This window comes from Methylobacterium sp. WL18 (assembly GCF_008040015.1).
Classification (GTDB): domain Bacteria; phylum Pseudomonadota; class Alphaproteobacteria; order Rhizobiales; family Beijerinckiaceae; genus Methylobacterium; species Methylobacterium mesophilicum.
Genome location: NZ_VRVD01000764.1, coordinates 1 through 2,018, shown reverse-complemented (window position 1 = coordinate 2,018; position 2,018 = coordinate 1). Strand labels below are relative to the sequence as shown.

The following is a 2,018-nucleotide window of genomic DNA, read 5'->3' as shown; positions in this document are numbered from 1 at the left end:
CCCCTGCTCAGCCCGTACGACCGGCCGGAGACCGGCTTCGCATCCCTGCGGATCAGCCTCGACGGCGCGCCGCTTGGCGGGGCGGGCGGCATCCACTACCTCGATCCCTGGACCCGCGCGCCGATCGGCCGCGAGGCCTGCGCCGAGGCGGTGGCCTGGCTGGCCGCACGATTCGCCGAGAACGACCGGCGTGTCGTCTATGTCGGCATGTCGCGCTGGAAGAGGCCGGCCCTCGACGTGCTCGGCGCCGGGCCCGCCGGGTGCCCAATCCACACCATGACGGCCGAGGCCGCGGTCGCGGCGGGCCGGCGCCATCACGGCCGGATCCTCGCCTGGGCGACGCGCGCGCCGGGCAAGCTGGAAGACGCCTGCACGCAGGCCGGCCTGCCGCTCGCCCGGGTGGAGGACGGCTTCCTGCGCTCGGTGGGCCTCGGGGCGAGCCTGCAGCCCGGCGCCTCCATCGTGGTCGACGACCTCGGCATCTACTACGACCCGCGCCGGGAAAGCCGCCTGCAGCGGCTGCTGGCCGACTCGGATTTCCCGCCCGAACTCGTGAGCCGGGCCAAGCGCCTGCGCGAGGAAGTCGTGGCCCGCCGCCTCAGCAAGTACAATGTCGGCCTGGACGCCGCATCGCTCGATTGGCCGGCCGGCCGGCGGATCGTGCTGGTACCGGGACAGGTGGAGGACGACGCCTCGGTTCAGCACGGCTCGCCGCTGGTGCGCTCGAACCGGGCGCTGCTCGAGGCCGCGCGGCGGCGCAACCCCGACGCCTTCCTGCTCTACAAGCCTCATCCCGACGTCGAGGCGGGTTTCCGCCCCGGCATCATCCCGGAGGCGGAGGCGCTGGCGCTCGCCGACCGGATCGTGGCGGGGGTCAGCATCGTCGACCTGCTCGACCGGGTCCACCACGTCGAGACCATGACCTCGCTGGCGGGCTTCGAGGCGTTGATCCGCGGGCTCACCGTGGCGACTCATGGCCGCCCGTTCTACTCGGGCTGGGGCCTGTCCGAGGATCTGGCGCCGGGAGCCGACCGCGGCCGCAGGCTCACCCTGGACGAGTTGGTGGCAGGGGCGATGATCCTCTATTCGCGCTACCTCGACCCCGTGGCCATGAAACCCTGCAGCCCCGAGCAGCTGCTCGACCGGCTGAGCGCCGCCCGGGAGGCCGCCCCCCGCAGCGCGCTCGCGATCGGCCGCACCGCACATTGGATCATGCGCGCCCGCTACGGCCTGTTCAATCCGATCGTGCGGGCGTTGCGCCGCCGCCGCGGCGTCGGCCGCGAGGCTGGACCGCGCTGAGGGCAGGGGGCACCGCCTTGGCATCCGGTGTGCCGGATTTTCGAGCCGGCACACGAGGATAGAGCGGGCTTCTCTTGTTCCGGAAGAGGGGGCGTCGCCGAAGCCCCCTCTTCAGGGAATGTCCCGAAGCCCTTGTTTCAACATGTTCTTCCGTGCCGAGTCGGACCCCGTATCGATCGCTCGCACGCTCGCCCCTCTCCGAGTTCCTGGACCTTGACGACGTTCCTTACCGCCACCGGCCTCGCGCTGGCCCTCTGCCTCGCCCTCGAAATCTTCGTCGGCGATTCGCTCACCCGGGCGAGCCTCGCGCCGCGGGATCTCGCCCTGCGGTTACTCGGCTACCTGCTGATCCTGCTGTTCTGGTTCTGCTTCTCGTGGCGGCCCTGGCTGGCCGCCCTGACCTGCGTCGTCTCCGTCGCCGCGCTGATCTATGTCAGCCGCGCGAAGCGCTCGGTGATCGGCGAGCCGCTGCTGTTCAGCGACTTCGTCCTGCTGCCGCAGGTGCCGCGCCACCCGCAGCTCTATTACATCCCACCGCTCTGGGACCCGCGCATCGCGGTCCCCGTGCTCCTAACCGTGATCGCGACGGTGATCTGGTACCGGACGGAGCCCAGCGTCCTGCCGGATGCGCCGATCCCCTGCGTCGCCGCGATGCTCGGCCTGCCGCTGGCCCTGTGGCTCCTGTTGCGCGCCGCCTCCCGGCCGCCGCTGGCGGGCCT

Annotated in this window: 1 protein-coding gene and 1 pseudogene; both read left to right on the top strand. The window is 71.9% G+C overall.

Features of this window, described 5'->3' with window-relative positions:
- On the top strand, window positions 1-1,299 hold a 1,299-nt coding region (locus FV228_RS28015; RefSeq protein WP_147857481.1), incomplete at its 5' end, for a capsular biosynthesis protein.
- Between the two features lie 213 nt (window positions 1,300-1,512).
- Window positions 1,513-2,018: pseudogene (locus FV228_RS28010) on the top strand (LTA synthase family protein); the annotation flags it as partial.